The sequence below is a fragment of the Salipiger sp. genome (assembly GCF_048261495.1).
Classification (GTDB): Bacteria; Pseudomonadota; Alphaproteobacteria; order Rhodobacterales; family Rhodobacteraceae; genus Salipiger.
The window spans coordinates 408,453-432,957 of sequence record NZ_JBLXFX010000002.1; the positions used below are offsets into that span (position 1 = coordinate 408,453).

General features: G+C 67.8%; 24 protein-coding genes and 1 tRNA gene. 14 read left to right on the plus strand and 11 right to left on the minus strand.

Going from position 1 to position 24,505, the window contains the following annotated elements; genetic code table 11:
• Positions 1-55 precede the first annotated feature (55 nt).
• The 9 genes from ACN0RJ_RS05425 (at position 56) to ACN0RJ_RS05465 (ending at position 7,679) form a co-directional block, all read left to right on the plus strand.
• A complete protein-coding gene (locus ACN0RJ_RS05425; protein WP_417723633.1) occupies positions 56-616 on the plus strand; it encodes a YceD family protein in 561 nt (186 codons plus the stop codon).
• Between the two features lie 164 nt (positions 617-780).
• A complete protein-coding gene (gene rpmF, locus ACN0RJ_RS05430; protein WP_417721276.1) occupies positions 781-987 on the plus strand; it encodes a 50S ribosomal protein L32 in 207 nt (68 codons plus the stop codon).
• Between the two features lie 23 nt (positions 988-1,010).
• On the plus strand, positions 1,011-2,117 hold the full coding sequence (plsX, locus tag ACN0RJ_RS05435) for a phosphate acyltransferase PlsX (protein WP_417721275.1): 1,107 nt from the start codon (positions 1,011-1,013) through the stop codon (positions 2,115-2,117).
• On the plus strand, positions 2,114-3,085 hold the full coding sequence (locus ACN0RJ_RS05440) for a beta-ketoacyl-ACP synthase III (RefSeq protein ID WP_417723634.1): 972 nt from the start codon (positions 2,114-2,116) through the stop codon (positions 3,083-3,085). Before plsX ends, ACN0RJ_RS05440 begins: the two co-directional genes overlap by 4 nt.
• A 107-nt stretch (positions 3,086-3,192) precedes the next feature.
• The gene (gene ihfA / locus ACN0RJ_RS05445; RefSeq protein WP_417721273.1) at positions 3,193-3,495 is read left to right on the plus strand and encodes an integration host factor subunit alpha; all 303 of its coding nucleotides are present in this window, start codon (positions 3,193-3,195) and stop codon (positions 3,493-3,495) included.
• A 5-nt stretch (positions 3,496-3,500) separates the two neighbouring features.
• Positions 3,501-4,799, plus strand: coding sequence for a MerR family transcriptional regulator (locus ACN0RJ_RS05450; protein ID WP_417723635.1), 1,299 nt, complete (start codon positions 3,501-3,503; stop codon positions 4,797-4,799).
• A 73-nt stretch (positions 4,800-4,872) separates the two neighbouring features.
• Positions 4,873-4,949: transfer RNA gene (locus tag ACN0RJ_RS05455), tRNA-Pro, on the plus strand.
• Positions 4,950-5,200: 251 nt separating this feature from the next.
• The gene (locus ACN0RJ_RS05460) at positions 5,201-6,523 is read left to right on the plus strand and encodes a hypothetical protein (RefSeq protein ID WP_417723636.1); all 1,323 of its coding nucleotides are present in this window, start codon (positions 5,201-5,203) and stop codon (positions 6,521-6,523) included.
• Between the two features lie 79 nt (positions 6,524-6,602).
• Positions 6,603-7,679: a 2'-deoxycytidine 5'-triphosphate deaminase gene (locus tag ACN0RJ_RS05465; protein ID WP_417721270.1), complete on the plus strand. Its 1,077-nt coding sequence runs from the start codon at positions 6,603-6,605 to the stop codon at positions 7,677-7,679.
• 82 nt (positions 7,680-7,761) lie between these two features.
• Here the strand turns inward: ACN0RJ_RS05465 and ACN0RJ_RS05470 are convergent, their stop codons facing one another.
• The 7 genes from ACN0RJ_RS05470 to argS form a co-directional block, all read right to left on the minus strand.
• Positions 7,762-9,030 carry a GGDEF domain-containing protein gene (locus ACN0RJ_RS05470; protein WP_417723637.1) on the minus strand — a complete coding sequence of 423 codons (1,269 nt, stop codon included), beginning with the start codon at positions 9,028-9,030 and terminating at the stop codon, positions 7,762-7,764.
• A 169-nt stretch (positions 9,031-9,199) separates the two neighbouring features.
• Positions 9,200-9,427, minus strand: coding sequence for a hypothetical protein (locus tag ACN0RJ_RS05475; protein ID WP_417723638.1), 228 nt, complete (start codon positions 9,425-9,427; stop codon positions 9,200-9,202).
• A 141-nt stretch (positions 9,428-9,568) separates the two neighbouring features.
• Positions 9,569-10,174 (minus strand): SMC-Scp complex subunit ScpB, encoded by a 606-nt coding sequence (gene scpB / locus ACN0RJ_RS05480; protein ID WP_417721294.1) that lies wholly within the window; start codon positions 10,172-10,174, stop codon positions 9,569-9,571.
• A gap of 82 nt (positions 10,175-10,256) precedes the next feature.
• Entirely contained in the window at positions 10,257-11,051 is a 795-nt protein-coding gene (locus ACN0RJ_RS05485; RefSeq protein ID WP_417721267.1) for a segregation and condensation protein A, read from the minus strand.
• Positions 11,052-12,056 carry a glycoside hydrolase family 3 N-terminal domain-containing protein gene (locus tag ACN0RJ_RS05490; RefSeq protein ID WP_417723639.1) on the minus strand — a complete coding sequence of 335 codons (1,005 nt, stop codon included), beginning with the start codon at positions 12,054-12,056 and terminating at the stop codon, positions 11,052-11,054.
• Positions 12,053-13,093, minus strand: coding sequence for an SPOR domain-containing protein (locus ACN0RJ_RS05495; protein WP_417723640.1), 1,041 nt, complete (start codon positions 13,091-13,093; stop codon positions 12,053-12,055). Before ACN0RJ_RS05495 ends, ACN0RJ_RS05490 begins: the two co-directional genes overlap by 4 nt.
• An 84-nt stretch (positions 13,094-13,177) precedes the next feature.
• On the minus strand, positions 13,178-14,923 hold the full coding sequence (argS, locus tag ACN0RJ_RS05500) for an arginine--tRNA ligase (protein ID WP_417721264.1): 1,746 nt from the start codon (positions 14,921-14,923) through the stop codon (positions 13,178-13,180).
• Positions 14,924-15,180: 257 nt separating this feature from the next.
• Between argS and ACN0RJ_RS05505 the strand changes: the two genes are divergently transcribed.
• Positions 15,181-15,810, plus strand: a complete 630-nt coding sequence (locus tag ACN0RJ_RS05505; protein WP_417723641.1) for a VPLPA-CTERM sorting domain-containing protein — start codon at positions 15,181-15,183, stop codon at positions 15,808-15,810.
• Positions 15,811-15,866: 56 nt separating this feature from the next.
• On the opposite strand, the gene ACN0RJ_RS05510 is transcribed toward ACN0RJ_RS05505, so the two are convergent.
• A complete protein-coding gene (locus ACN0RJ_RS05510; RefSeq protein ID WP_417721262.1) occupies positions 15,867-16,190 on the minus strand; it encodes a HesB/IscA family protein in 324 nt (107 codons plus the stop codon).
• Between the two features lie 118 nt (positions 16,191-16,308).
• Here ACN0RJ_RS05510 and ACN0RJ_RS05515 point away from each other — a divergent pair, with 118 nt between their 5' ends.
• The 3 genes from ACN0RJ_RS05515 to ACN0RJ_RS05525 all read left to right on the plus strand — a co-directional run bounded on the left by ACN0RJ_RS05515 (position 16,309) and on the right by ACN0RJ_RS05525 (position 20,288).
• A complete protein-coding gene (locus ACN0RJ_RS05515) occupies positions 16,309-17,466 on the plus strand; it encodes a deoxyguanosinetriphosphate triphosphohydrolase (RefSeq protein ID WP_417721261.1) in 1,158 nt (385 codons plus the stop codon).
• 89 nt (positions 17,467-17,555) lie between these two features.
• Positions 17,556-19,442, plus strand: a complete 1,887-nt coding sequence (locus tag ACN0RJ_RS05520; RefSeq protein WP_417723642.1) for a cation:proton antiporter — start codon at positions 17,556-17,558, stop codon at positions 19,440-19,442.
• Positions 19,443-19,574: 132 nt separating this feature from the next.
• A complete protein-coding gene (locus tag ACN0RJ_RS05525; protein ID WP_417721259.1) occupies positions 19,575-20,288 on the plus strand; it encodes a PEP_CTERM-anchored TLD domain-containing protein in 714 nt (237 codons plus the stop codon).
• 70 nt (positions 20,289-20,358) lie between these two features.
• Here the strand turns inward: ACN0RJ_RS05525 and ACN0RJ_RS05530 are convergent, their stop codons facing one another.
• The 3 genes from ACN0RJ_RS05530 to ACN0RJ_RS05540 all read right to left on the minus strand — a co-directional run bounded on the left by ACN0RJ_RS05530 (position 20,359) and on the right by ACN0RJ_RS05540 (position 23,366).
• The gene (locus tag ACN0RJ_RS05530) at positions 20,359-21,294 is read right to left on the minus strand and encodes a DMT family transporter (RefSeq protein ID WP_417721258.1); all 936 of its coding nucleotides are present in this window, start codon (positions 21,292-21,294) and stop codon (positions 20,359-20,361) included.
• Positions 21,291-22,352, minus strand: coding sequence for a DUF6902 family protein (locus ACN0RJ_RS05535; protein WP_417721257.1), 1,062 nt, complete (start codon positions 22,350-22,352; stop codon positions 21,291-21,293). Before ACN0RJ_RS05535 ends, ACN0RJ_RS05530 begins: the two co-directional genes overlap by 4 nt.
• A gap of 69 nt (positions 22,353-22,421) precedes the next feature.
• A complete protein-coding gene (locus tag ACN0RJ_RS05540) occupies positions 22,422-23,366 on the minus strand; it encodes a hypothetical protein (protein ID WP_417723643.1) in 945 nt (314 codons plus the stop codon).
• A gap of 319 nt (positions 23,367-23,685) precedes the next feature.
• On the opposite strand from ACN0RJ_RS05540, the gene xth reads away from it, so the two are divergent.
• A complete protein-coding gene (gene xth / locus ACN0RJ_RS05545) occupies positions 23,686-24,468 on the plus strand; it encodes an exodeoxyribonuclease III (protein ID WP_417721255.1) in 783 nt (260 codons plus the stop codon).
• Positions 24,469-24,505: the final 37 nt, after the last annotated feature.

Sequence of the window (24,505 nt, forward strand, 5' to 3'; positions counted from 1 at the left end):
CTTCTATCCCCGATTACATAACCCAAACAAGCCGTTCAAGCAAAGGAAGGTGCCAGTGGCAGACAGATCGGGCAAAGCAGGCACGCGATACCGCGTGGCAGCCCTGAAATCCGGAACGCCGACTCCCTTCGATCTGCGCCCCGATGCCGAGGTCTGCGCCGCCATCGCGCAGGATCTGGACCTGCTCGGGCTGCGCAAGCTGCGCTTTGCCGGGCAGATCGCGCCGGAGGGCCGCGAGGGCTGGCGGATCGACGCCACGCTCGGTGCGACCGTGGTGCAGGCCTGCGTCGCGACCCTCGCCCCCGTCACCACGCGCATAGAAGAGCCGGTGGCGCGCAGCTTTCTGCCGGAGGAGCGCCTGAACGAGCCCGGCGACGGTACCGAGATCGAGACCCCCGAAGACGACGTTGAGGCCCTGCCCGACGTCATCGACCTGCGCGAGATCCTGACCGAGGCGCTGAGTCTCGCCCTGCCACCCTACCCGCGCAGCCCGGATGCGCCCGAACACGAAGCGCCGCCGCCCGCGGCGGACGAGGCCGGGGAGCGCCCAAATCCCTTTGCCGCTCTGGCAGGCTTGCGCGACAAGCTGGCCGGCGATGACGACGAAACCCCCTGATCCGCGGTGAAATCCCCCTTGCGATTCGGCAATAAACTTCTATTTTCGCGCCTTCATCGGAATTCCGGGTTGCTTCACCCCCCGCCTTGCGACTATGAGGCCGGGCACGCCCGAACGAACCGGGCAAAAGGTTTGCCCCACACGCTTGATATCGAGGTTGAGACATGGCTGTCCAACAGAACAAAGTTTCCAAATCGCGCCGCAACAACCGTCGGGCGCATGACGCCCTCGTTGCGGCCAACCCCAACGAATGCAGCAACTGCGGCGAGCTCAAGCGCCCGCATCACGTCTGCCCGTCCTGCGGCCACTATGCCGACCGCGAGGTCGTGGCACAGGCCGACGAGATCGAGCTGGACGAAGACGCAGCCTGAAGACCTGAAGGCCCTGCCGCCGCATGACTTCCGCTGAAGATCAACGCAAGGCGAATGGGCCTTTGGTCCTTTCCATCGACGCCATGGGCGGCGACCGCGGACCGGCAGCCATCGTTGCCGGTCTGGCTGCGTTTGCCCGCAAGCATCGTGACGTGCGTTTCATCGTGCACGGCCCCGAGGCCGAGCTTGCCGCGCTGATCGAAAAGCGCCGCGAGCTTTCCGGCGCTTGCGAGATCCGCGATGCCGCCGGTGTCGTGTCGATGCAGGACAAGCCCAGCCACGTGATGCGCAACGGGCAGAACACCTCGATGTGGTCCGCCATCGATTCGGTGCGCGAGGGCAAGGCCGCCGTCACCGTCTCGTGCGGCAACACCGGCGCGCTGATGCTTCTGTCGATGGTGCGCCTGCGCAAGCTGCCGGGCGTCAACCGCCCCGCCATCGCCGTGCTCTGGCCCTCGCGCAATCCGCAGGGCTTCAACGTGATGCTCGACGTCGGCGCCGATATCCGCGCCGATGCCGAAGACCTGCTGAAATACGCGATGATGGGGGCGTCCTACGCCCGCAACGGTCTCGCGCTCAAGCGGCCGCGCATCGGTCTGCTGAACGTCGGCACCGAAGAGCACAAGGGCCGCCCCGAGCTCAAGGCCGCGCACGAGCTGATCGCGGCCCATGCCGACCGGGGCGAATTCGACTTCGTGGGATTCGTCGAGGGCGGCGATATCCCCGGTCAGCGCTGCGACGTGATCGTCACCGACGGCTTCACCGGCAATATTGCGCTCAAGACCGGCGAGGGCACCGCCTCGCTGATCGGCGCCCTCCTGCGCGAGGCCTTTGCCTATTCCCCGCTCTCCCGTCTCGCGTCCCTGCTGGCGCTGACCTCTCTCAAACGCCTCCAGGCCCGCATCGACCCGCGCCGCAAGAACGGCGGGGTGTTCCTCGGCCTGAACGGCACCGTGGTCAAGTCGCACGGCTCCGCGGACGCGACGGGTGTGGCAGCCGCCGTCGAACTGGCCTACGATCTCGCACAGTCGGGCTTTGCCGAAAGACTGGCCGCACGGCTGGCCGCCGCGACCGAGGCGATGGGCGCCGACGCGAGCCAAAAAGAAAAGAAAGACGGAACGGATCCATGACGATACGGGCACAGGTTGCAGGCATCGGGCACTATCTGCCCGAGCGCGTGGTCCCCAATGCCGAGTTCGAAACGAAACTCGACACCTCCGACGAATGGATTCGCACCCGCTCCGGCATCGAACGCCGCCATTTCGCGGCCGAGGGTCAGACCACGTCCGACCTTGCCACCCGCGCCGCCAATGCCGCCCTTGCCGATGCCGGGCTCACCGCCGCGGACATCGACGCGCTGATCGTCGCCACCTCGACCCCCGATCTCACCTTCCCCTCCGCCGCCACCATGGTGCAGGCGCGTCTGGGCATGAACCAGGGCTTCGCCTTCGACATCCAGGCGGTCTGCGCGGGCTTCGTCTACGGTCTCTCGACCGCAAACGCGCTGATCGTCTCGGGCCAGGCGCGGCGGGTCATGGTGATCGGGGCGGAAACCTTCTCCCGCATCCTCGACTGGAACGACCGGTCGACCTGCGTGCTTTTCGGCGACGGCGCCGGGGCGCTGATCCTCGAAGCCGGCGAAGGCGGGAACACCAAGTCCGACCGCGGCATCCTCGCCGTCGACCTGCATTCGGACGGCCAGTTCCGCGACCTGCTCTACGTCGACGGCGGCGTTTCGACCAATTCCATCGGCCACCTGCGGATGGAGGGCAAGGAAGTCTTCCGCCACGCGGTCGAGAAACTTGCCGCAACCGCCCGGACCGTCATGGAAAAGGCCGATATCACGCCGGAGGAGGTCGACTGGATCGTCCCCCACCAGGCCAATATCCGCATCATCAACGGCACCGCGAAAAAGCTCGGCCTGTCCATGGATCACGTCATCGTCACGGTCCAGGATCACGGCAACACCTCGGCCGCGTCGATTCCCCTTGCCCTGTCGGTGGGCAAATCCGAGGGCAAGATCGCGAAGGGCGATCTGGTCATCACCGAGGCAATCGGCGGCGGGCTGGCCTGGGGCGCGGTCCTGCTGCGCTGGTAGACGTGAATTTCACGCGAATTCGGGCACTTGGAGCCTGATCCCGAGCAGCAGTTGTTGACTCGGAATTTTCCGCGACCGTATGCTGCCCCAAACCGGGAGGGATGGTGATGAGCGACAAGACTCTGACGCGCATGGATCTGAGCGAGGCGGTATTCCGCGAGGTGGGCCTGTCCCGCAACGAAAGCGCCGACCTCGTCGAGTCGGTGCTTCAGCACATGTCCGATGCGCTGGTCGACGGCGAGCAGGTCAAGATTTCGTCCTTCGGCACCTTCTCTGTGCGCGACAAGGCGGCGCGCGTGGGCCGCAACCCCAAGACCGGCGAAGAAGTGCCGATCCAGCCGCGCCGCGTGCTGACCTTCCGCCCTTCGCACCTGATGAAAGAGCGGGTCGCCGACGGCAACAAGGCGTAGCGGCCATGAGCAAGTCCCGCGATGCCTTCCGCACCATCAGCGAGGTCGCGGACCTTCTGGAAACCCCGGCCCACGTGCTGCGTTTCTGGGAAAGCAAGTTCACCCAAGTGAAGCCGGTGAAGCGCGCCGGCGGGCGCCGCTACTATCGCCCCGGCGACATCGAACTTCTCGCGGGAATCAAGCAGTTGCTTCATGATGACGGCATGACCATCAAGGGCGTGCAGAAGGTCCTGCGCGAACAGGGCGTGAAGCATGTCGCCGGCCTCGTGCCGCTGCCGGGCGAAGAGGGCGACTCCGCCGCCCCGATCGAGGAAGCGCCCTTCATCGAAGTGCCGCAGGAAAGCGCCACGGTGCTGCCCTTCGCGCCGCCCGAATCCCAACAGCCCGCCCCGCCCGAGCCTGCGGCGGAAGACCTTTCCGAGCCCGAAGAAGAGACCGCGGTCGAGGCCGTCGCTCCCGATGAGGAACCCGCCTTGGAAGAGAGCGCGCCCGTCGACCTCGCCCCCCAGGACGAATCCCCGGAAGACGTCGATCCCGAGGGGACCGCGACGCCCGAAACAATTCCCGAGGACGAGGCAGCGGACGACACGCCCGAATACGCCGCCGTCGAGGACACCCCCTTCGTCCCCCTGCCAGATCCCGCCGCAGATCAGACCGCGGAGGTCGAAGACGCCGCGCAGGACGCCCCCGCAACCGTGCCGGAGCCGGACGCGCCCGAAATCGCCCTTCGGGAGGAGACACCGGAGGATCCCGTGGCGCCAACCCCGGAAGACGCCGCGACCGGGGCACCGGAGGCCGACGACGAACCGACCGATCAGCCCCCCTTTGCGCCGGACCCCGAAGAGGTCGCGGCGCAGGCCCCAGACGACGCTCCGGAGGGCGCAGACGTGACCGAAGACGCGGAACCGATCGTGCAATTCTCCCAGCCCGAGCAACCGGCGGACCTGTTTTCCTACACCACGACCCCGGATGCCAAGGATACGCCGGTCGAAGAGATCGCGCCCCCCGACGCGGCCATCTCCGACGCCGAGCCCGAGCAATCCCCGCTCGCGGAACAGGATGCGGCACCCGAGGCGGAACACGCGGACGATCGCGCCGAGGCGGCTCTCGAAACGCCGGAGCCCGCGCCGCGCCCGATTCCACCCGTGCCGGACGAATCCACGCTCCCAGATCCGATGCCGGGCGTCCTTGCCCATCTCGCCTCGGGACACAGGCCGCCAGCCGAAACGCTGCGGCGCTTCGCACCGGAATATGCCGCGCTCCGCGCCCTTGTCGCCGCGCACGGCGACGCGCCCCGAACCTGAGCGCCGCCGCGCGGTTATTCGCGAAAAAGGGGTTGCCCCTCCCCGCAAAACCGGTAAGAAGCGGTCCACAAGTCGGGCTATAGCGCAGCCTGGTAGCGCGTCCGTCTGGGGGACGGAAGGTCGCAGGTTCAAGTCCTGCTAGCCCGACCAAATCTCTTATCCCCGTTTGCGACTTGTCCCTGTTTCCATCCGCGAAACAGAGGGTTTACGGATCTCCGGGAAATTGACCGTCACCGGCATTGCAACCGGCGCGCGCAGCCGTACACTTTCTGTTAGTGTTCAGTGGGGACTGACTGCGGCGATCGCCATCTGCCATCCGACCGGATGCGTTGTGCGCCCGTCCGCCCGGCCCCGCCGTGATTGTCCGGGGCGCCGCGCCGCCCGCAGTGCGAGTGCCCGCCATGCCGACCAGCCTGTCCCAGTATTATTTCGGAAATTCCCTGGTGAACTTCGCCGAGGGAGGCTCCGCCACCAACCTTCCCGTCTGGCTCGACCTTCTGGCCGAAAGCGCCGGAAATTCCTATGCGATGAGCGGCGGTTACGGATTCCTGCGGGATTTCGCCGACCGTCCCGAACCGCTGTCGCAATGGGGATTCGAGGGCGTGCAGCCAGCCTGGGACAGCGCCATGCAGAGCTTTGCCGAGGCCCCCGTGGACATGATCCTTATCGCCCCGGCGAACTTCATCCAGGACCGGGCGCCGGATGCTGCCTATGCCGGCGACAGCCGCTCGCCCTTCGATGCGGTCATGGACATCGTGACCGGTCTCGGCTCCGACCAGCCGCAGGCCACGATCTGGATCTACGAAGGCTGGGCCGACCTTTCGGCCTTCTCCGCCTTTCCGCCGGACGACACGGCGCTGGCCGCCTATCACGACTACAACGCCGGGGCCTATCACGACTGGTACCTCTCGCTGATCGACATGGTGAACGACGCGGACCCGGACGCGCAGGTGCAACTGCTGCCGGTGGCCTCGATCCTGTCCGACCTCTACAGCTCCGTGCTCTCGGACCTGCCCGCGACCGCGCTCTACGTCGACGACGCGCCGCACGGCACCGAAACCACCTATTTCCTCGCCAGTCTCATCGTCTACAACGCCGGATACGGCACCCCCGCCCCGGCGCCGGATCAACTCCCCGACAGCATCCATCCCGCCGTGGCCGAGCGCTACGACGACATCCTCGCCACCATCGAAACCGGCCTGCAGGAGGCCGGGATACTGGCCGATGGCGGCAGCGATGCGGAGCCGGGTGTGGAGGACATGGACGACGGCGACGAGGACGGCGAGGATGACGCGCCGACCGATGACACGCCCCCCGAAACCACACCTCCGGAAACCTCAGCTCCGGACCCCGGTGAAGCTCCGACTCCCGGCGAGGACCCCACGGATATGCCCGGCACCATCACCGGCGCCCCCCCGAGTGTCACGGACCCGCTCCCCGAACCCGGCGACGAGGCCTCGACGGAGTGTGACGACACGCCGGTCGACTGTGAACCGCCCGTCCCCGCCGCCCTCTGCATCGAGGAGACCGACTGTGTCGAGCCCGAACCCGAGACCGATGCCGAGCTCGCCCCGTGCGACGAACCGGAGGACGGCGGCGGCAGCCGGCTCTACGAAACCCTGATGCGCGACACCCGCGAGCCGGATCGCGATCTGATGGAGATGATGATCGCAGAAGAAGAATGCGCCCCCCGCCCGGCCGAGGATGAAGAAATCGAGTGCTGAGCCCCTTCGCGCGAGCTAAGCCGTTCCCCTGACGTTTTCCGCTTGATAAGGAAAACCGGATACATGGGGGACGACTGACATGACCGGGGTGCTTGCTTGCCAGCAGATCGAAGGCCTCATCGCCGAGGGGGCCATCGGGCTGCAGCGTGACCTGACCGCCGGACAGGTGCAGCCGGCGAGCCTGGATTTGCGGCTGGGGACCGAGGCGATCCGCGTGCGGGCCTCGTTTCTGGCCGGAGCCGGGCGACGGGTGAGCGACCGCCTCGCCGAATTCGAGATGCATCGCGTCGACCTCACCGCCGGGGCGGTGCTGGAAAAGGGATGCGTCTATGTCGTGCCCCTGATGGAGCATCTCGACCTGCCGCGGGGGCTGTCGGCCATCACCAATGCCAAGAGTTCGACCGGGCGGCTCGACCTGCTGACCCGCACGATCACCGATGGCGGCACGGAATTCGACCGCGTGGCCGAAGGTTACAGCGGCCCGCTCTATGCCGAGATCTGCCCCCGCAGCTTTTCCGTGCTTGCCCGCGCCGGGATGCGTCTGAACCAGATCCGCTTCCGTCACGGGCAATCGGTGCTGAGCGATTCCGAACTGGCCGCGCTTCACGAAAGCGACACCCTCGTCAGCGGCGGGCCTGCGGTGATCGACCAGGGGCTGGGCTTTTCCGTGGATCTCGAGCCCGAACGCGGCACGCTCGTCGGGTGGCGGGCGAAGCCGCATACCGGGGTGATCGACCTCGACCGCATCGGCCACTATGCGCCGGAGGAGTTCTGGGACCGGCTCGACACGGATCGCGGACAGCTCATCCTCGACCCCGACGCCTTCTACATCCTGATGAGCCGCGAAGCGGTGCACATCCCTCCCTCCTACGCTGCCGAGATGGCGCCCTACCTCGCCATGGTCGGCGAGTTCCGGGTGCATTATGCCGGGTTCTTCGATCCGGGCTTCGGCCATGCCGGAGCGGGCGGCAGCGGGTCGCGCGGCGTGCTCGAAGTGCGCTGCCACGAAGCGCCCTTCGTGCTCGAACACGGGCAGATCGTCGGGCGGCTGGTCTACGAACGGATGGAGCATGTCCCGGACCTGGTCTACGGCGCGGGCATCGCGTCGAACTACCAGGGTCAGGGGCTCAAGCTTTCCAAGCATTTCCGCGGCTGAGCCGCCGCTCCGCCCCCGGCGGGGCCGGGCATCGCGCGGTTCCGCGGAACCGACGGATCGCGGCCGGGCGGCAGCGATGGGATCAGGCGACCGCGATCAGGTGGCCTTTGGCGCCGCCCTTTTCCTCGCGCAGGCTCCGGTTGGCACGGTCCACGGCCGGGGCGAGGCTGCGATCGCCGGGACGGGAACAGGCCGAGCTTGCGAGCGCGAGGATGCTCTTCACCTCGCCCTCCGGGTCGCGAATGGCGCCGAGCTGGTCCCTGAGCGCCGTGGCGCGGGCTTCGAGCACCTGCGCCTCGATCCCGTGACTGAGCAGCAGGAACTGCGCGCCGCCCCAGCGCACCAGCAGTTCCGTGGGTTCGAGTTGATTGCGCAGCAGCTTGCCCGCATCGGCGAGAATGCCGTCGCCGACCGCGTAGCCGTGGGATTCGTTGACCTGCTTCAGCGGAGCGATCTCGAACAGGATGACCCCGACGCGGGACATCGGGCCGAAGGCGGCGAAATAGACCTCGGCCGCGGCGCGGGTATGCGCCTTGGTCAGCGGATCGCACATCACCGCCTCGAACAGGCGGCGTTCGATGCGGCGCTGGTTCGCCGCCGTTTCGTCATGCTTGCTGGCGAGATAGACGATGCAGCCCAGCATGGCGAGCGCGCTGACCACGGTGAGCACGATTTCGGCGAGGCCGCTCGATTCGGGCAGCCAGCGCACCACAATCGCCGCCACGACCAGCCAGCCCATCCAGAAAATCAGCTGCGTGCGCGCCACGCGGCCCACCGGTGAGGAACTGACGAGCGGCCGCATCGACCGGCGCCGCGCGAAACGGACGGAGTTGGCGCCGCTGAGCGCCAGAAGCAGGATGGCGGTGGGCAGCGACATCGCCCCGACGAGGAACATCTCCCAGTTGAGATAGCCGAGCAGGCCGAGAAACGGAGGCCCGAACGACATGATGTAGACCGGAAAGGCAAAGCGGCCCAGCCTGCGGTAGCCGAACTGGCTGACCGCCAGAAGCAGGAAGCCGAGCGCGGTGTTGGACCCCATCGTTCCCGACCCGATCCGGACGCCCCGCGCCTGCAGCATCTGGGCGCCGAGGCAGACGCAGATCACCGCGAACCACATGAGCCATTCGACATATTCCGGCTGTCTGAGCGGCCGCTGCATCAATGTCGCCATCATGGCGAAGAATCCGGCCGCCAGCGTCGGCAGCGACAGGACGCTCGATCCGACCACGGAGTAGAGCGCCGGGATGTGGTAGAGATGCCCTTCCAGCGTGATCAGCAGGATCAGTCCCGCCACCAGAAGGCAGGCGGAACGTGCGCGGGCGAGCGGGCGCAGATTGGGGAAATCGGCCATCGGGAAAACGGATTCCGCGGCGGCGGCCCGCATCTCGGATCGTTGGTGCGCTTTCACGGGATGGCTCACTCCAATGGACGGCGCGGCACGGGGGTGCCCCGGCGCGCGCGATGTCCTGGAGATGTTAGGGACGGTGGCTTAAGAAACCGTTACGGGGTGCCGAAGCCGTTCAGAAGCGCCCCGCGCGGCGGGCCATGCGCGCCGCCTGTTTCGCCCGGCGGGCCGCCTGCCGCTGCGCCTTGGCCTGGCGGCGTTCCTCGGGCGTCATGTCCTGCAGGTCAGCCCCGCGACCGGCGCCGGTGCCGAGGGTCCGGTCGATCCCGGCCTTCACGCCGCGATTGACCAACCGGCGCAGGACCATGCGGCCGATCATGTTCAGAATCTGGTTCGCATTCATGTCGCGGTTCCCTTGCTGCTCACGGAGAGTATAGCGCAGAAAGCGGCGGATTTCAGGCCCCGCCCCGACCCTTTTCGCGGCCTGCGAAATAACATGAACACCGCACCACAAGACCCTGACAAGGTTCGATTTTCCGGAAAATCAATCCTCGAACAACTCGCTCTGGCCGGGGGCTTCGTCCTCGTCGTCTCCGGACGGCTCGCCCAGGCCCGTGCTTCCCGGCGGCGGGCGGTTGTCGAGCAGGCCCGCGGCGCGCAGCTCCTTCAGCCCCGGCAGGTCCCGGGCGCTTTCCAGACCGAACTGGTCGAGAAAATCCTGCGTGACCACGAAGGTGACGGGGCGCCCCGGCGTCATCTTGCGACGGCCGAAGCGGATCCACTCCATCTCCAGCAACTGATCCACGGTCCCGCGCGAGACGCTGACGCCGCGGATCTCCTCGATCTCGGCGCGGGTCACGGGCTGGTGATAGGCGATGATGGCCAGGGTCTCGATCGCGGCGCGCGACAGCTTGCGGGTCTCCACGGTCTCCTTCTGCATCAGGAAGCCGAGGTCGGGCGCCGTGCGGATCGCCCAGGCGTCGCCCACCCGGACCACGCGCACGCCGCGCCCCTCGTAGCGCCGGCGCAGGTGCGCCAGCGCTTCGGCGGGATCGCAGCCGTGCGGCATCCGGTCGGAAAGCTCGCGCACGGTCACCGGCTCGGCGGAGGCAAAGAGAATGGCCTCGACCATGCGCTCCTGCTCGCCCATCACGGGCGCTTCGAACAGGCTGTCGCGCGGCGCGGCGGCCTCGGGCGCGGGCTCGGCCTCGGGCGCGAGGCGGTCTTCGGACTCAGTCATGGCGGCCCTCCCTCCGGCGCAGCTGGATCGGGGCGAAACTTTCGGACTGGCGGATCTCGGCCTTGCCTTCCTTGACCAGTTCCAGCGAGGCGGCAAAGGTCGCGGCAGTGGCCGAGCGCCACATCACCGGGTCCTCGGACCAACCGTCGGGCATCCAGGACACGATGTCGGTCCATTGCCCGGCAAAGCCCAGCATCCCGCGCATCCGCTCCAGCGCCTGTTCCATGGTGAAGACCTTTTCGCGGTCCATCACGAAGGGGCGGAATTCGTCGCGCGTGCGGATGCGCGCATAGCCCTGCATCAGGTCGAGCAGCGTCGCGGTGTAGCGCACGGTCCGCACCCGCTCCATGCCTTCGGGCAGACCGCGGGCAAAGAAATCCCGGCCCAGACGGTCGCGCCCCATCAGCCGCGCCGCCATTTCGCGCATCGCCTGCAGCCGTTCGAGCTGAAACGCCAGGTGCGCGGCAAGTTCCTCGCCCGAGGGGCCCTCTTCGGTGGGATCGGGGGGCAGCAGCAGGCGGGACTTGAGATAGGCAAGCCAGGCCGCCATCACCAGGTAATCCGCCGCCAGTTCCAGCCGCAGCGCCTTGGCCCTTTCGACGAAGGCCAGGTATTGCCGCGCCAGTTGCAGCACCGAAACCCGGCGCAGGTCGACCTTCTGGGTGCGCGACAGCATCAGCAGCAGGTCCAGCGGGCCTTCGAAGCCTTCGACATCGACGATCAGCGCCTCGGCGGCGAGACGGTCGGCGACGCTCAGCGTCTCGATACTGTCGAAATCGTCATCCATTCACCGGGCCCCGGGCAGAAGCGCCTCAAGGTCCGCCGCGAGCCCTGCAATGTCAACCTCCGCGACCGTCGGGCGGGAGGCGAGAGCCGCCTCCGCACGGCCCTGCGCGGCCTCGGTCATGCTGCCGGCGCGGCGCATGATGGCCAGCATCTCGGTGATGTCGCCGTTGCAATGCAGGATGCAGTCGCAGCCCGCCGCAAGCGAGGCCTCGGCGCGTTCGGACACGCTGCCGGACAGTGCCTCCATCGAGATGTCGTCGGTCATCAGCAGCCCGTTGAAGCCGAGATCCTCGCGGATGAGGGCGATCATCTCGGGCGAGGTCGTCGCCGGTTCGGGCGCGATCCGTTCGAAGACCAGATGCGCGGTCATGCCGAAGGCCATGTCGCGGAACGGTCGGAAGGCGGCGAAATCCACGGTCTCCAGCGTGTCGCGAGAGGCCGTGATGCGCGGCAGGTCGCGGTGGCTGTCAAGCTGCGCGAGGCCGTGACCGGGGATATGCTTCACGACCGGAAACACCCCGCCCTGCATCAGCCCCTGCGCCACCGAAATGCCGATTTCCGCAACGCTTTCAACGCTGTCCCCGTAGCAGCGATTGCGCAGGAAAGGATGGGTTTCGGGCCGCGCCACGTCGAGCATGGGGGCGCAATTGCCGTCGATGCCGAGCGCCATGAGTTCCGCCGCGATGATGCGGTAGCGCAGGAACATCGCCCGCGCCGCGTGGCTGCCGTAGCGTGCGACGTCGTCGAGCGGCGGCAGCCAGTCGCGGGCCAGCGGCGGGCGCAGGCGCTGCACCCGGCCGCCCTCCTGGTCGATGAAGATCGGGGCCTCGCGCCCGACGCTGTCGCGCAGCTCGGCGGTGAGGGCGCGGATCTGGTCGGCGTGTTCGAGGTTGCGCGCGAACAGGATGAAGCCGAGCGGGTCCGCATCTGCGAAAAACCGCCGCTCCGCCCCGGTCAGGCGGGTCCCGAGCGGTGCGAGGATGGCCGCGCCGAAGGTGTCGCTCACCGGGTCGTCACCGGGATGCAGTCGGCGTTCTCGGCCACGAAGGCGGCGCAGAAGCGGCGTGCGTCGGACAGGTCGGCAAAGCCGTGGGCGCGCAGGCGGTAGAAGACGCGGCCGCCCGAGGTGGCGCGTTCGATCACCATGTCCTTGCCCTCCATGAAATCGCCGAACCGGGTCGAGAAGCGGCCCCATTCCTTGCGGGCGGTATCGGCGCTGTCATAGGCGCCGAGCTGGGCAAGACGGGTGCCAGCGGACAGGCTGGCGGGGTCGATCTCGGTCGGACCGGCCGGGGCGGCGGGCGCCTCCGGGGTGGCCAGCGTGTGCTGCTTGAGCTCGTTCGGGCGGTTCAGCGGGCGCAGGCTGCGGATCAGCGCGCCGGCGGGCGCGGGGCTGAGCGAGGCGACGTCCACCTCTTCCCCCTCCTCGTCCGGCTCGGGCAGGACGGTGCCGTCGGCCTCGTCGCCCTCGAGTTCGGTCACGACCGGCGCATCCGCTCCGGGGGCCAGATCGCTGAACGGCTTGGTGTCGGCGGCGATCTGGTTGGCCAGCGCCTGGATCGGATCGGAGCCGTCATCGGGCAGCGCCGGCGGCGCCGTGGCCGCGGCCGGTGCCTGTTCGGCGCCGAGGGCGGGCGCATCGGTCGGCGCGACGATGGCGGGGCGGGCGCGGTCGGCGTTGCGGCGGGTGTCCTGGCCCTTGGCGACGGGCACGTCCTCGTCCGAAAGGCCGGTCACCTTCGGCGCGAGCAGGAGCCGGTCGGGCACCGGCGCGGCCAGCCCGGTGCCGAGCACGTCGTTCACCGCAAGCCCCTGGTGGTCGGCCAGCGTGCCGCCCGGATCTTCGGGCGCGATGCGCATCGGACCTTCCATGGCACGTACGATCGGGATGCCGGTGACATCCCGCATCAGCAGCTTGTACCCCCAGACCCCGACGCCCCCGATGAGCGACAGCGATACCAGCGCCCCCACCCAATTGGTTGCGGTCGCCAGTTTACGCCCTGTCGGGGCCCCCGGGGGCCCGTCGTAGGTGAAATCCGCCATGTCTGCCTCGCTGCCCCGCGGCGTGTCCGCGCCGTCGGGCTGTCTGCTCTGCCACTGGTTCCCGGGGCGGCGCGGCTTGCTGCCTCAGCGCATTTCTTCCGCGGGAAACACGCCAAGGATACCAAGACCTGCGGAAATGACAACCGCGACGGATCGGGCCAGCGCAATTTTGCTCTGGCTGGTCGCGGCGTCATCCTCGTGCAGGAAGCGGAGCGCGGGAACGTCGTGCCCCTTGTTCCAGAGCCCGTGCAGATCCGACGCCAGTTCGTTGAGCCAGATCGCCACCTTGTGCGGCTCGTGCCCCTTGGCGGCGATCTCGACGATGCGCGGCCATTCCGCCACTTTCTTCAGCAGACCGAGTTCCGCCTCGTGATCGAGACGGCCCGTGTCGGCCCCCGCCAGCGCGGCGTCGGACACGTCGATCCCCGCCGCCTGCGCCTTGCGCAGCACCGAACAGATGCGCGCATGGGCATATTGCACGTAGAAGACGGGGTTTTCCTTGGACTGCTCCACCGCCTTGGCAAAGTCGAAATCCAGCGGAGCGTCGTTCTTGCGGGTGAGCATGACGAAGCGGGTCACGTCGGGGCCGACCTCCTCGACCACGTCGCGCAGGGTGACGAAGGTCCCTGCCCGCTTGGACATCTTGAAGGGCTCGCCGTTCTTGTAGAGCTTCACGAGCTGGATCAGCTTGATGTCGAGCGGCGTACGGCCGTCCGACAGCGCCGAAACCGCCGCCTTCATCCGCTTGACATAGCCGCCGTGATCGGCGCCGAAGACGTCGATCAGCTGGTCGTAGCCGCGCCGCACCTTGTCGAAGTGATAGGCGATGTCGGGGGCGAAATAGGTCCAGGCCCCGTCCGACTTCATGATCGGCCGGTCGACGTCGTCGCCATGGGCGGTGGATTTGAACAGGGTCTGCTCGCGCGGCTCCCAATCCTCGGGCGTCTTGCCTTTCGGCGGCTCCAGCGTGCCGCGGTAGATCAGGTCCTTGCCGCGCAGGTCCTCGATCGCCGCCTCGATCAGCCCGGTGCCGTAGAGCGACTTTTCCGAAAAGAAGTGATCCATCTCGACGTTGAGAAGCCGCAGATCCTCCCGGATCAGGTCCATCATCGCATTGGTCGAGAAATCGCGGATCTCCTCGAGCCAGACCTGCTCTCCCTGGCCGACGAACCTGTCGCCCACCAGCGCCTTCAGCGCCTCGCCCACCGGGATGAGATAGTCGCCGGGATAGGTGCCCTCGGCGAACTCGACCTCCTCGCCATGGGCTTCGAGGTAGCGCAGGTAGACCGAGCGCGCCAGCACGTCGACCTGCGCGCCGCCGTCGTTGATGTAGTATTCCCGCGTGACGTCATAGCCGGCGTAATCCAGCAGGCTCGCCAGCGCATCGCCGAAGACCGCGCCCCGGGTGTGGCCCACGTGCAGCGGGCCGGTGGGGTTGGCCGAGACATATTCGACGTTGATCTTCTGCCCCTGCCCCATGTCGGAGCGCCCGAAGGCCTTGCCCTGCGCCAGCACCTTGGCGGGCAGCGCCTGCCAGACCGACGGCGCGAGCCGCAGGTTGAGGAACCCCGGCCCGGCGACCCGGGTTTCGGTGACGCGGGCATCCTCGCCGATCTTCGCGGCCAGCGCATCGGCGATGTCGCGGGGCTTCATCCCGGCGGGCTTGGCCAGCACCATCGCGGCATTGGTCGCCATGTCGCCATGCAGCGGATCGCGCGGCGGCTCCACGGTGACGGCGGCGGTCTCCAGCCCCTCGGGCAGCGCGCCTTCGGCCTGCAACGCGGCAATGGCGTCGAGCACGAGCGAGCGGATATCGGTGAAGAGGTTCATTGCGTCAACTCCGGAAGGTCGGCGTTTCCTCTATCACTTTGTCGCGCGGGGTCAAACGGGGCGCGGCACGGGGCCACCCGAGATCCCGCGCGCGGGCGCATCCCGCCAAGGGGTGCCGGCAAGCCCCCCACGCCCCGGCCGAATGGTCCGGACCGTCCCCGACAACCTTTCGCGACAAGGGGCAGACCCGGAGCTTGACGTCCCGACATTTCCGGACGACGCTGTTTTTATGTAAAGTTTCAAAAGGTTATCTCTGCATGAAATCCATTCTTCTCGCGGCGGGACTGTCCCTGGCCGGAACGCTGACAAGCGCCGAAACGGTCATCGACACGATCAGCGGCCAGAACAGCGGTTTTTACTGTCTCGGCGTCGACACCGGCTGCGGGCAGACATTCGGACAGAGTTTCACCGTCGGGGCCGACACCCGGCTCGACAGCTTCAGCTTCCTGACCGCTCCGGTCACGGGCGGCGCAATCGACGTGGTGCTGCGCCTGTATGAATGGAGCGGGTCGTCCCGCATCGGCGCAGAGCTTTACGCAAGCGCGGCGACCGCCTTGTCGAACCTCGACTGGGACGAGACGACATGGAACGTGGGGCTCACCCTGACCTCGGGATCTCGATACATGGCCTATCTGGACGCCAGCGGCCTGGGCAATCCCACGACCAGCAGCACCGGATTTTCCTACATCTCCGGCGCGACTTACGACGGCGGAGGATTCTTCTGGGAACGCACGGCAGGGGACGAAAGCTGGAACGCCACATCGGCGGATTCGGAGTTCAGGGCCGTTTTCAACGCGGCCACCGTCCCGTTGCCGGCCACGCTGCCGCTTCTGGCCGGCGCGATCGGCGGGGCCGTCGCCCTGCGCCGCCGCCGCAAACCGGCCTGACACACCGGGGGCCGGGCCTTTCGGCCCGGACCGCCCGCCGCACCCGGCCGCTCGGCCTACATCGAGAAACTCGTCCCGCAGCCGCAGGAGGACGAAGCGTTCGGGTTCTCGATCACGAAGCGCGCGCCGATCAGTTCCTCGGAAAAGTCGATGGTGGCATCGGCCAGGAACGGCAGCGACACGGAATCCACCACGACCTTTTCCCCGGCACCTTCGAGGACGAGATCGTCCTCGGCCGGATCGTCGAGCTTGATCTCGTACTGGAAGCCCGAGCAACCGCCGCCCTCGACGGCGATGCGCAGCACCTTGCCCTGCGCGCCCGCGCCGATCTCGGACAGGCGGGCGAAGGCGCGGTCGGTGACTTTGGGGGGGATCTGCATCGGCTCTCTCCGACAGTTTATCTCTTGCGTCTTCCGTAATATATGGGCGCGAAGGACAGGCGGCAACCGGGCGGCAGACCCGATCCGCGAAAACACGGCAAGAACAAGGGGCCAGGCGATGGCGATCTATGCATGTGACCCTTCCGGGGCACGCCCGCGGCGCGTGGCCGAAGAGGAAAGCGCCTTCCGCTCCTGCTTTCAGCGGGACCGGGACCGGATCATCCATTCCTCGGCCTTCCGGCGGCTCAAGCACAAGACCCAGGTCTTCGTCGAACACGAGGGCGATTTCTACCGCACCCGCCTTACCCACAGCATCGAGGTCGCGCAGGTCGCGCGCACCATTTCCGGGGCGCTCGGCCTCGGCGCCGACCTGACCGAGGCGGTGGCCCTCGCGCATGACCTCGGCCACACGCCCTTCGGCCATACCGGAGAGGATGCGCTCTCCGAGCTGATGGCGCCCTACGGCGGGTTCGATCACAATGCCCAGACCCTGCGCATCGTCACGCTGCTGGAAAAGCACTATGCCGAATTCGACGGGCTGAACCTGACCTGGGACACGCTCGAGGGCATCGCCAAGCACAACGGCCCCGTCACCGGCACGGTGCCGGTGGCGCTGGCGGAATACAACGCCTGCCACGATCTCGAACTCGACACCCATGCCGGCGGCGAGGCGCAGGTCGCGGCCATTGCCGACGACGTGGCCTACAACAACCACGACCTTCAGGACGGGCTGCGCGCCGGGCTGTTCACCGAGGACGAGATCGCCGAACTGCCGCTCATCGCCCCGGCCTATGCCGAGGTCGACCGGCTCTATCCGGCGCTCGACCCCTACCGCCGCCGCCACGAGGCGCTGCGGCGGGTGTTCGGCTACATGGTCTCGGACGTGATCGACGAAAGCCGCCGCCGTCTTGCCGCGGCCGATCCGCGATCGGTCGACGACATCCGCCGCCTAGGCGCCCCGGTCATCGCCTTTTCCGACCCGATCTTCCGCGACCTCAGGCAGATCCGCGATTTCCTGTTCACCCGGATGTACCGCGCGCCCTCGGTGATGGAGATCCGCGAGAAGGTCACGCAGGCGCTGATGGAGCTGTTCCCCGCCTACATGAACGACCCCTCGCTGCTGCCGCAACGCTGGCGGCGCGAGATCGACGCGGCCGAGGACGAGGCGCAGCTTGCCCGTCTCGTCGCCGATTACATCGCGGGCATGACGGACCGTTTCGCGCTGCAAAGCCATGCGGCGCTGACCGGGCGGGACGTTCTGCACGACCTGCCCTAGGCTGGACACTGGACAGCGCGCGACCCCGCGCCATGTCATGCGCAACTCCGGCCCGGGTGGCCGCAACCGGAAACAGGGGACAGGTCGACATGGCAACGGTGACGGAGGGTCTGGACCCGGTACTCGGCTTCGCGATGGTGGGTGCGCTGGGGGTCGGCTCGCAATGGCTGGCGTGGAAGCTGCGGATGCCCGCCATCGTGCTGATGCTGGTGGCCGGGCTGGTCATCGGCCCGCTCACCGGCGTTCTGAACCCCGCGCGGGATTTCGGCGCGCTGATGCAGCCGATGGTCGCCATCGCCGTCGCCATCATCCTTTTCGAGGGGGGGCTGTCGCTCAGCTTCCAGTCGCTCGCGGACGCGGCGGTCGGGGTGCGGCGGCTGGTGTTCATCGGCGCGCCGCTGGGCTGGGCCGCCTCGGCCGCCGCGCTGCACTGGGCGGCGGGGCTGTCCTGGGAAACCGCCGCGGTCTTCGGCGGCATCATGATCGTCACCGGCCCCACCGTCATCGCGCCGCTGCTGCGCCATGCCCGGCTGCAGAAACGCCCCGCGCAACTGCTGCAATGGGAGGCCATCGTCAACGACCCCGTGGGCGCGCTGGCGGCGGTTCTCGCCTACGAACTGGTCGTCGTGCTGCAGACCGCCACCTCGGTCGGTCACGCCATCGGCACGCTTGCGGTCGGCATCGCCGTGGCCTCGGCCCTCGGAGGGGCGGCGGGCTGGGGTCTGTCGCGCGCCTTCCGCAACGGCTGGGTGCCGGAATACATGAAGGTGCCGGTACTCTTCGTCCTCGTCCTCGGGATCTTCGCGCTGGCCGATTACGTGCTGCACGAAAGCGGCCTGCTGGCGGTCACCATCATGGGCCTGTTCATCGCCAATGCCGACCTTCCGAGCTATGTCGAACTGCGCCGCTTCAAGGAACATGCAACCGTTCTGCTGGTCTCGGGCGTGTTCATCCTGCTGGCCGCCAACATGACCCCCGAAACCCTGATGTCGCTCGACTGGCGGGCCCTGGCCTTCGTGCTGGCTGTGATCCTCGTGGCGCGGCCGCTGCCGGTGCTGGCGGCGCTGGCCTTTTCCAACATCCCCTGGCGCGAGCGCCTGCTCGTCGCCTTCACCGGCCCGCGCGGCGTGGTGCTGGTGGCGGTCGCGGGGCTGTTCGGAGAGCGGCTTGCCGCGCTCGGGATCGAGGACGGCGCCCGCGTCGCCCCGCTCGCCTTCGCGCTGGTGGCGGCGACGGTGGTGCTGCACGGATTCACCCTGACCCCGATGGCGCGCAAGCTGGGCGTCACCGCATCGGAAACGCCCGGCGTGCTGATCGTCGGCGGCTCCCGCTGGGCGGCGGCGCTGGCCATGGCCCTGAAAAAGCTCGAACTTCCGGTCCTCGTGGCCGATCCCAACCACGCCCACCTGCGCCAGGCCCGCGAGGCCGGGCTCGACACCTTCTGGGGTGACATCCTGTCCGAGACCGCCGAGCACAAGCTCGACTTCGTCTCCTACGAAAAGGTCATCGTGAGCACCGACAACGATGCCTACAACACCCTCGTCGCCACCGACCTCGCGCCGGAATTCGGGCGCGAACACGTGTTCCAGCTGAAGCGCGTGCGCCAGGCCTCGGCCCGCCACGCGCTGCCGTCGACATTGGGCGGGCGGCCGCTGGCGATCGACGAGACCTTTTTCGAGGCCAATGCCCGCCTCGCCGACGACTGGGAATTCCGCGTCACCAGGCTGACCGAGGAATTCAAGCTCGACCAGTGGCGCGAACGCACCCCCGAGGGCATCGTGATCGCCGATCTCGGCCCGAACGGCACCTTCCGCCTGCTCGGGCCCGAGGACGACCCCAAGGACAGCACCGGCACCCGCCTGCTGATCCTTGCCCCCAAGCGCGAGGAACGGCGCGAGGACCGCCGCGAGACCTCCGGCGACGACACGGCAGCCGGCACCGCCCCGACCCCCGGCATGTCCGATTCCGGAAACTGAGTGTTTCCGGAATCGGCGCGCAGCGCCACGATCCCGCCTTGATTTCCCGTCCCCCGGCCGGGACAACATGATCCATGATCTGCCGGGACATCTCCGCCCCGGCCCCCTCCCGTTCCGGATCGAGTGTCATTCATGAAACCTGCCCTCTGCACCGCCTTCGCCGCCTGTCTCCTTGCCGGAACGGCAGGCGCCACCACCGTCACCGGGGGCGCGCTGCTCGACACCGCGGGCGCCGACCGGCTCGAAGCCTGGCTCGGCGACGGCGACCTCGACTTCACCAACCTCTGGACCGGAACCGGGGGCGTTTCCACCGCCTCGGAGTTTCACACCGCCGTAGACGGCGCCGGCCCGACCTTTTCGCTCTACGGGATCAGCTTTGCCGGCGGCGGGACGGCGGTCGTCGGCGGGTATACGTCGCTCGACTGGGGCGGCGCGGGCGGCTACTTCGCCGATGCGGCGGCCTTCATCTTCAACCTGACCTCGGACGAAGTGCAGACGAGCCAGGCCAACCCGCAATACGCCATCTACCGCAGCGCGGCCTACTTCCCGACCTTCGGCGGCGGGCATGACCTGTTCGGGGGCTACGGCACCCTGGCCACCTACGGCGGCACGGCGTCGGCCAACGGCGACGGCTATGCCTACGCCCATTCCTACGACCTCGCGCAGGGGGCGATCACCACGTCGGGTGCCCCCGGTGCGACTTTCGACAACAGCTGGTCGGTCAGCTCGCTCGAAGTCTATGCCATCGCGCCCGCCTCGCCGGTGCCCCTGCCCGCCACGCTGACGCTGCTCATGGCCGGGCTCGGCGGGCTGGTGGCGCTGCGCCGCCGGTCGCGCGACGCCTGACCCCATTCCGCCGACACGATGCGAAACCGCCCGGAGGACGGCATCCTCCGGGCGCTTGTCGTCATATCGCTCAGGCGCGCGCCAGTCGGCGGGACGGCAGCGCCTCGTCCGCCACGAGCCAGAAGCCCGACCCGACCACCATGGCGACCCCCAGAACCGTACCCATGCCCGGAAGCTCTCCGAAGGCGAACCAGCCGATGAGCACCATCCAGACGAATTGCAGGTTCATCAGCGGCGTTGCGACATAGGCCGGCAGCAGGCGAAGCGCCTCGGCCGAAACGTAGCGGGCCCCGAACAGCAGCAGCGCATAGCCCGCGACCCAGACCAGGTCCATCAGTGCCATGGGCTGCCAGACGAAGGGCAGCGCCAGGCCCATGGTGAGCATCAGCGCGAGGTTCGGCCAGAACACCTGCGCCAGCGGCACCCGTTCCATCCGTGCGATGCGGCGGGCCAGAACCATCGAGGCGGTGCCGGTCACCGTGCCGAACAGCGCCCAGAGATGCCCCGGATCCAGCGCAAGCCGTCCCTCGGGCAGCAGGAACAGGATGCCCCCGGCCCCGAAGGCAAGCGCGGTCCAGGCCGCCGGGCGCAGGGGTTCGTCCAGCACCGGCCCCGACATCGCCGCCGCGATCAGCGGCACGAGCCCGATGAACAGGAAGACATCCGCGAAGGGCAGCAGCCGGAAGGCCTGGAAATAGCCGATGGCCGCCAGCACGGTGAACAGCGACCGAAGCGCCATCTCCCCCCGGCCCCGCCGCAACCGCAGGCTTTCGCCGCGCCGGCGTCCCTCGGCCAGCGCCACGAGGATGACCAGCGCCGAGGACAGCGCGAACAACTGGGGCGCCGCGTAGCCGCCGGCGATCAGCTTGGTGATGCCGTCGGCCCCGGAAATCATCGCGGTATAGATTGCCACCAGCCCGGCCCCGACCAGGGCGGAGCGGGCGATGCGCCGCTCGGACTGACGGGACTGCGCGACCGCCACGGCGGAGAGGTGCGACGCCTTCATGCGCGTCCTGCCCGGGCGAAGCCCTCGAAGAAGGCGTCGAAATGCGCCGACTGGTGGGCCAGCGTATCGACGATGTCGCGGGTCTGCGGCGACAGCGTGTCACCGAGCCGCGCACGCACCAGCTGCCAGTCCGACACCCGCTGCGCATCGAGGTGGAACAAGGCCTCGGACAGCTCCCTCAGGGGGGCCCCCCGCAGCGTCCGCCCGAACCGCATCCGGCCCGCCACCAGCGGCTTGCGGAACGCCTCCTCGCCGATCACCGCGGCATGCCAGTTGCACACGAGAAAGTCGTGGTAATCATCCGCGATCGACACCCCGTCCCCCGCCTCGACGTCAAAGAGATGGGTCTCCCGCTCGACCCAGGCCGTCCACAGAACGGGCGGTTCTTCGCCTGCAAAGCGCATCGCGATGCAGATTTCCGCCAACAAATCAGAGTTCTGGTCGAGAAAGGCAAGATTTCCGGCAAAATGCAGGCTGGTCTTTGCCGCCTCGTTCAGAGCAGGATCGACCCTGCCGTATTCGCTGAGGTAGAAGATGATGTGGGTCAGCTCGTATGCGGCTTTCTTGTTGGGAAGCGCAAAGGTTCCGGAGCGCGACAGGAAGCGGCGAAGCCGATCCTCGAGCCCGGTATCATGCGCCAGGGCGTCCTGACCGCGGCGAGCAAACAGACGGCGCGCCTCCATGCGCTGCAGATCCGAAAGTTCAGCTTCCGGCAGGGCCTGACGCGTGGCAGCCTCGACCAGGCGTTCCCCCGTGTCGCCCTCGAGCCCGAGGTCTTCCAGATCGAGCGCGATGGACAACAGGAAGCGGTAGTATTGCGGAAAGAACGCCAGGCGCTTTTCCACGTTGCGGTAGAAATCGGCATGGGCGGCGAAGGCGCTGTCGGTCAGCGCCGCCCCCGAACATTCCAGGATGTTCAGCAGTTCGGCATTTTCCTTGAGCCAGAAGACATCGTCCTCGCGGCGGCGGTGTCGGGCCATGCAGGTCAGCAGGGCTTCGGCGCGGGTCTGGGGCGCGGCGATCCGGGGCGCCGGGCGGAGGGCGATAACATTGGTCATGGTCTGCCTCGTCTGGTCTGGTTTGGCGGGCGCCTCATCCCCAAGGCGCCCGCAACAACATGGCTGCGATCACGCGCCGGAGGTGAAGAGGCCGGTCGCGTCGCCGGAAGCCGCCTTGGAGCCGCGCGGTGCCGCGCCCGAGGTGAACATCTCGACCGCATCACCGGAGGAGAGTTCCGAACGGGTCGGTGCGGCGCCCGAGGTGAACATCTCGACCGCGTCGCCGGAGGAGAGCTCCGAACGGGTCGGTGCGGCGCCGGACGTGAACATCTCGACCGCATCGCCGGAGGACAGCTCCGAACGGGTCGGTGCGGCGCCCGAGGTGAACATCTCGACCGCATCGCCGGAGGACAGCTCCGAGCGGGTCGGTGCGGCACCGGAGGTGAACATCTCGACCGCATCGCCGGAGGACAGCTCCGAACGGGTCGGTGCGGCACCGGAGGTGAACATCTCGACCGCATCGCCGGAGGACAGCTCCGAGCGGGTCGGTGCGGCACCGGAGGTGAACATCTCGACCGCGTCGCCGGAGGAGAGCTCCGAGCGGGTCGGTGCGGCGCCCGAGGTGAACATCTCGACCGCGTCGCCGGAGGACAGCTCCGAGCGGGTCGGTGCGGCACCGGAGGTGAACATCTCGACCGCGTCGCCGGAGGACAGTTCCGAACGGGTCGGTGCGGCACCGGAGGTGAACATCTCGACCGCGTCGCCGGAGGAGAGCTCCGAGCGGGTCGGTGCGGCGCCCGAGGTGAACATCTCGACCGCTTCGCCGGTCATCGACAGGCTGCCGCGGGGGGCTGCGCCGGAGGTGTAGAGACCGGTGGCGGCACCGTCCCAGGACAGGCCGGACAGCGGTGCGGCGCCGGAGGTGAACATCTCGACCGCATCGCCTGCGGAGATGTCCGAGGTCACGGGAGCGGCGCCGGACGTGAACATCGAGCAGCCCTCGCCGCCGAACAGATCAGCCTCGGGTGCGGCAACGAAATCTTCAGAAATGTGGTGCTTGAGTTGAGCGTTCATCGGGAAATCCCCTGTTCTGGTTAGGCCGGATTGGCGAGATCAGCCTTTCCCGTTAACGCTGTATTTGCCAATCCACTTTCTTGCATAGGTTGTTTGTCCACAAGTTTACTCACATCAAGGTCACAAGACAGTGATCCGGGATCGCGCCGGAATCGGCGGTATCCACAGGCAAATCTTTTCTGGGGATAAGTTTCGGGGAGGCAAAGAAAAACCGTTCGCTGCGGAACGAACCGCGCGAATCACCCTGCCCGAGTCGGCAGGTGGCTTGCCCATACCCGTGGCATGCGCGATACCGGGACCAGCTTCCGGAGGTCCCCCAATGAAACTCGCGACGTTCAACATCAACGGCGTCAAGGCGCGACAGGAGGCCCTGTGCGCCTGGCTGGACGAGGCGCAGCCGGACGTCGTGCTGCTTCAGGAAATCAAGTCCGTGGACGAGGGGTTCCCGCGCGAGCTCATCGAGGACAAGGGCTACAACGTCGAGACCCATGGCCAGAAGGGCTTCAATGGTGTCGCCATCCTGTCGAAACTGCCGCTGGAAGACGTCACACGCGGTCTTCCCGGTGACGACGGGGACGAACAGGCGCGCTGGATCGAGGCAACTGTCGCCAATGAGCGTCAGGCGCTGCGCATCTGCGGTCTCTATCTGCCCAACGGCAACCCGGTCCCGGGTCCGAAATACGATTACAAGCTGTCATGGATGACCAGGCTCGAAGCGCGTGCGCGTCAGTTGATGGCCGACGAGATGCCGGCGCTCATGGCCGGGGACTACAACGTCATTCCCCAGGCCGAGGATGCCGCCCGCCCCGAAGCCTGGACCGAGGATGCGCTGTTCCTGCCGCAGACCCGCGACGCCTTTCGCCGGATCCTCAACCTCGGCTTCACCGAGGCGATCCGCGCCCGCCACCCCGGGCCCGGCGTCTATACCTTCTGGGATTACCAGGCCGGAGCCTGGCAGAAGAACAACGGCATCCGCATCGACCACGTGCTGATGACGCCGGCCTGCGCCGACCTGATGGTCGACTGCGGCATCGACCGCGACATCCGCGGCCGCGAAAAGCCGTCGGACCACGTGCCGGTCTGGGTGGAACTGGCATTCTGAGCCTCCCGCCTCCGCTTGCAGAGCCGGTCGCGGCGGC